The 4,929-nt window shown below is 54.5% G+C and carries 6 protein-coding genes; 1 reads left to right on the top strand and 5 read right to left on the bottom strand.

Annotation, left to right across the window (positions count from 1 at the left end):
• Window positions 1-8: 8 nt before the first annotated feature.
• The 5 genes from ACESNI_RS15830 to ACESNI_RS15810 all read right to left on the bottom strand — a co-directional run bounded on the left by ACESNI_RS15830 (window position 9) and on the right by ACESNI_RS15810 (window position 4,486).
• Entirely contained in the window at window positions 9-557 is a 549-nt protein-coding gene (locus ACESNI_RS15830) for a nuclear transport factor 2 family protein (RefSeq protein WP_373088735.1), read from the bottom strand.
• A 16-nt stretch (window positions 558-573) separates the two neighbouring features.
• Window positions 574-1,458 (bottom strand): SDR family NAD(P)-dependent oxidoreductase, encoded by an 885-nt coding sequence (locus ACESNI_RS15825; protein ID WP_373088733.1) that lies wholly within the window; start codon window positions 1,456-1,458, stop codon window positions 574-576.
• 79 nt (window positions 1,459-1,537) lie between these two features.
• A complete protein-coding gene (locus ACESNI_RS15820; protein ID WP_373088730.1) occupies window positions 1,538-2,509 on the bottom strand; it encodes a winged helix-turn-helix transcriptional regulator in 972 nt (323 codons plus the stop codon).
• An 82-nt stretch (window positions 2,510-2,591) separates the two neighbouring features.
• Entirely contained in the window at window positions 2,592-3,959 is a 1,368-nt protein-coding gene (locus tag ACESNI_RS15815; protein ID WP_373088728.1) for an MFS transporter, read from the bottom strand.
• A complete protein-coding gene (locus tag ACESNI_RS15810) occupies window positions 3,956-4,486 on the bottom strand; it encodes a nuclear transport factor 2 family protein (protein ID WP_373088726.1) in 531 nt (176 codons plus the stop codon). The genes ACESNI_RS15815 and ACESNI_RS15810 overlap by 4 nt, the downstream gene beginning before the upstream one ends.
• A gap of 144 nt (window positions 4,487-4,630) precedes the next feature.
• On the opposite strand from ACESNI_RS15810, the gene ACESNI_RS15805 reads away from it, so the two are divergent.
• Window positions 4,631-4,929: carotenoid oxygenase family protein (locus ACESNI_RS15805; protein ID WP_373088737.1), on the top strand; the 299-nt coding region annotated here is incomplete at its 3' end.

Below are 4,929 nucleotides of genomic sequence, written 5' to 3'. Positions count from 1 at the left end.
TCTCCTTTTTAGACCACTGGGCCGCTTCCGCGCAGCCAATCGCCATATAAAATATCATCGGGTTTTTTTGCGCCTCTGGTCAGTTTAGACGGGTCGGGTGCGATTCCGCCACGACCCCAGCTTTCCAGCAGCGGCATTTCGTGGTTCCAGTCCCATGCGAGGCGGCGGTGTGCGATCTTCCATGCGCCGTTCCGCCGTTCAAACCGGTCAATGACCCGGGCCATAGTCAGGCTGTCATAAGGATTTTCGACCTGATCCCGGCGAGAGAAGGTCAAAAAATAGCATTCGGTATAGGCTTTGTCACCGTCGAGCTCGATATTGATGTTGGTAACGATGTGCGACATGCGCGGCGCGGTCGGTAAAATTTTACGGATCATCGCCACATATTCGCTCGCTGGTCCATGAAAGGTCCCACCATGATCCTCTATCGCGTCGTCGTGATAGGCCGCAGCAATGAGCTCCGCATCACCGCGATCGGCTCCGCGGGCATAGTTGACCAATATGTCGTAAATCTCCTCGCGGTCAAATAATTCTTCTATGGATTTTGGCCGTGCCATTCTGATGTCTCTCCTCTTATTCTGTTGGAATATTTTGCGCGCGTTGGAAAAAATCGGCGAAGGCCGCCTCGGCTCCGGAATGCTCCCGGCCATTTTCCATTGCTGATAGTTGCTTTACATTCTCGCCAAACCAGTCAGCCGTGGCACCGGGGGTCCCACCACCCAAGCTTTCCATGGCCGCCGCACGGCCAAAATAATCAGCGCCTGCAAGCCAAATCTCGCCTGTGCGCTGGCATACCGGACGGGTAAGCCAGACGGCCGCTGCCGCCGCGTTGTCAGGGTGGAGCGACTGGTTGAGTGTTTCTCCTTGTCCGGCGGTCATATTGGTCGCGGCATAAGGGGCCAGAATATTAACCCGTACCGAAGACCGTGCCAATTCATCGGCGAGTGTTCGGGCATAAGCGATCAATGCACCCTTTGATGCTGCATAGGAAGCGCGGCCCCGCACGCCATAGAGGCCTGCGGAAGAGGCTATGAACAAGATACGACCGGCGGCGGAAGCCATTAAATAGGGCAGGGCGGCGTCGATCAGCGCGGTGTTGGCGTGAAAGTTGATCTCCATCACCGCGCGAATATCCGCGTCTGTCAACGCACCGACTTTTGCCGCAGGCCCCGTGATCCCGGCGTTCAGGACGAGGACATCCAGCCCGCCCGATGTTTCGATCGCATGGCCGATGATGGCGTCGGCCGCGCCCTCGCCGTCGACCGCATGGTCATCATGGCTGGCGGTAAAGCCTTCTGCAATCAGTGTATCAGAGACATGTTTGGCGGAACTGGGTTGTCCGTCATGGCTGCGGTTATTGACCATTACCGCACAGCCATCAGCCGCCAGACCACGAGCAAAGGCCGCACCCAGCCCTTTGCCTGCTCCTGTTACCAACGCTGCACGCTGCTTTTCCATAGACCCTCTCCGGCATTTTTACCGGATTAGCCGAGAAGGTATGCTAATGAAAGTTTATATTTGGATTTTTGATGGGTTTTTACAGGGCCGCTTCTGATAACGGCGCCGTGTTTGAATCATCTTCCGACATCGGACGGCGCTCAATGATCCGGTAACTGACATCATGAAAAGATATCGGTTCCCTGCATTCCGAACAGACAACTTGCGGGTTGAGATCGTGACCGCATTCTTTGTGGGTCAGCAACAATGGCGGGCCTTCGGGTGCCACGAAATATTTGTCACCCCATTGCATCAGCATCAGCAGAGCGTGGTAATAATCCACCCCCTTGCGACGCAGGCGATATTCATAACGCGGCGGATTGCTGTTATATTGCCGCTGTCGTATCATCCCGATATCGGTGAGCCAGGTCAGGCGTTCGGTTAATATATTTGTGGCGATTGCTGTATCGGCTCGAATATCGTCAAAACGGTTCACATCTGTATAGATGGAGCGCATGATCAGGCTGCCCCAACGGTCGCCCATGATCTGGGCCGCCTGATCCATCAGGGATGTTGTATCGCCTGTGCTTTCCCGGGTTTTCCGGCGCCGGCTGTATAACGGTTTCATCCAGCCAAGGCCTGGCCCCTCGCGCCACTCCACGCGAGTCGGATTGATTTCTTCACTGCAATAGCCGCAAGCCGGAATGGGATCGAACATTTTGCCGCAGGTCCGGTGTGTCAATTCGACGTTGATCTTGTCCTTGACCTGCCACTTCTTTTCCCAGCGGAGCAGCATCAGTGAGGTCCAATAAAGATCCCGGCCCTTTTGGGTCATGAGATATTCGTAGCGTGGCGGGCTTTCGCAATAGAGTTTCTTTTCCATCAAGCCAGCCTTGACCAGTCGACTGAGACGATCGGAAAGAAGCGCTTTTAGCAGACCTGTACGGCGCCGAAATTCGTCAAATCGTTTTCCGCCTAGCCAACTGACTTCCAAAATCAGAAGAATAGGTACGTCGCCAACCACCTCCAGGGCGCGCCATATCGAACAGGACCGGATAAGTTTCTTTTCCATAATTTGTTATAGGCGCAATGATGGTCGCTTGTCCATGCAGACTCATCGATCTGTGTCTCCCTATTCGCGCAGGCGCTATGGTTTAGCTTTTATGTGACTTAACATGCTTGGCCGCGATAAAGAACAATATGGCACCGACGACATAACCGAACGGCGCAACGATCGCGATGGCATATCTGATGCCTGATTCGAACGGGAAGAAATTGTCACCGATTACCGCTGTGAGTGTCGGTCCCGCACCCAGCCCGATGATGTTGCTTACAAAAACATAGGCAGCAGAAATGGTCGCGCGCATTCTATTCGGTGCCAGTTGCTGGATGACCGATGGCGCAGCGCCAACCGCTACTGCAGCAGCGGTAAAGAACAGCACAAATGCGATAGACATCAGGATCGTATTTTCGAGCAATGGAAAAGAAACCGCCCCGAATATGCCAACCACCGTTGCCCACGCACAGAATCTGAGGCGGGATTGGGGTGATCCGCCGCCCAGTCGATCCATTAGGGCGCCGCCACCAACCATGCCAAGCAGGCCGCCGATGATCAGCAGTGAACCCGACAGCCAGCCAGCGTTCGCAAGCTCCATCCCGAAGGAGCGTACCATCATCACCGGTAACCAGGATATCGAACCGAGAACGGAGAGATTGACCATGCCAACGGCAAGAAAAATGCTCCAGAAAAAGACTCCATTCTCTTTCAGATGATCGGTGACCGCTGACATCGGCACCTGGCCGGTCAGATGCTCTTCCCCTCTGGTGATGCGTCGTACAGGTTCGGGCAGCAGCAGGAAGGTGACGGCGATAAGCACGCCGGGCAAGCCGGCCACAAGAAACGCGACTTGCCAACCCTTGATGACACCGAGCAGCGGAACCGTAATCGTTTCCGCGTTGGCGACTGCGGCAATGACCACCGCGCCAATCATAAAGGCCATGCCGGCGCCGATCGCCGAGCCCAGACCATAGACACCCATGGCGAGGCCGAGGCGGTTCTTTGGGAAGCTGTCCGAGATAATGGAATAGGCGGCCGGTGAGAGGACTGCCTCGCCAACGCCGACGCCCATGCGGGCCAGGAAAAATTGCGAGAAATTGGTGACGGTAGCGCACAGGGCAGTCATGCCGCTCCATATTGTGATGCCAATAGCGACGACCCGCATCCTCGGCGCGCGGTCAATCCAGCGACCGATCGGTATGCCGGCGACAGTATAGAATAATGCGAAGGCAAGGCCTTGCAACAGGCTGATCTGGGTGTCTGTTAGCAGCAAGTCTTTCTTGATCGGCTCGACCAGAAGACCGATCAGCATCCGATCGATAAACGAGAAAATATAGGCTACGAAAAGCGCCGCAACGATACCCCAGGACAGAACCGCGCCGGGATAGGGAGCTTCTTCCTCACCTATCCCGGCGGTACCAGTCGCTATCGTCGCAATGGGAGCGAGCTGCTCTGCGTCACTCACGCGGCCGGATCAAAATCGGCGGTCAACCCCAGTGCTTCGATCAGTTCGGCACGATCATAATATTCCCGCCACACGCTTACTTTGTCGCCTTCTACTTCCAAGACGCCTACAACCGGAACTTTGCCCTTGTGGCCCTTGTAGGTGAACTCGTCGGTCCGTTCGATCACAACGACATCGCCGATGCGACCAATATTGTGGATATGCAGGGTGATTTCCTCAATGCCTTCTCCGAGCCCGATGATACGCGCACGAATCGCTTCACGTCCGACAATCGGATCGAGCATCATTGAATGAAGCACCCCGTCTTCGGTGAACAAATCGCCTATCTTACTCCATTGCCGCTCGTTCCAGGCGGTAATCATTTCCTGTACGACGGCGATTTTGGGGTCCTGTTGCATGGTGGTTTGATCCTCGTCTATCTCTTCATGGGTAGCTGCTGGAGCCTTGGCGTCCGCAGCGATGGCGGGCGACACGACCAGTGGTGACAATCCAATCAAAACCGGCAAAAATATCTTGCGAAACTTCATCAAATCCTCCAGTAGGTATTGTTATAAAAGTGATGCGTGCGATATTCGGTTGATCGAGTCAAGCAAAATACTCAGTTCAGTCAATGTCGAACAATTGCGCTATTATCGCTGCCAAAAACATAAATGTGATGAACGGGAATGATGATGAAAGTAGACAAGTTGCCTCCGATTAAATCGACTTTGCAACCCAGCAACCACCCCTATCTCACCGGCGCCTGGACGCCGTTGATGGAGGAGGTCGATGCAATCGATCTGGAGGTTATCGAAGGCGTCATTCCCGACGATATCGATGGGCTATATTTGCGAAATACCGAGAATCAGGTCCACCAGCCACTGGGGCGTCATCATCCCTTTGATGGCGACGGGATGATCCATCAGATTAGTTTTCAAGACGGCAAGGCAAGCTATCGTAACCGGTTTGTCAGGACCCGTTGCTTTGAAGC

The organism is Sneathiella sp. (genome assembly GCF_041689005.1).
Taxonomy (GTDB): domain Bacteria; phylum Pseudomonadota; class Alphaproteobacteria; order Sneathiellales; family Sneathiellaceae; genus Sneathiella.
Note: the sequence above shows the minus strand (reverse complement) of the source record. Positions and strands in the feature narration are given on the sequence as shown.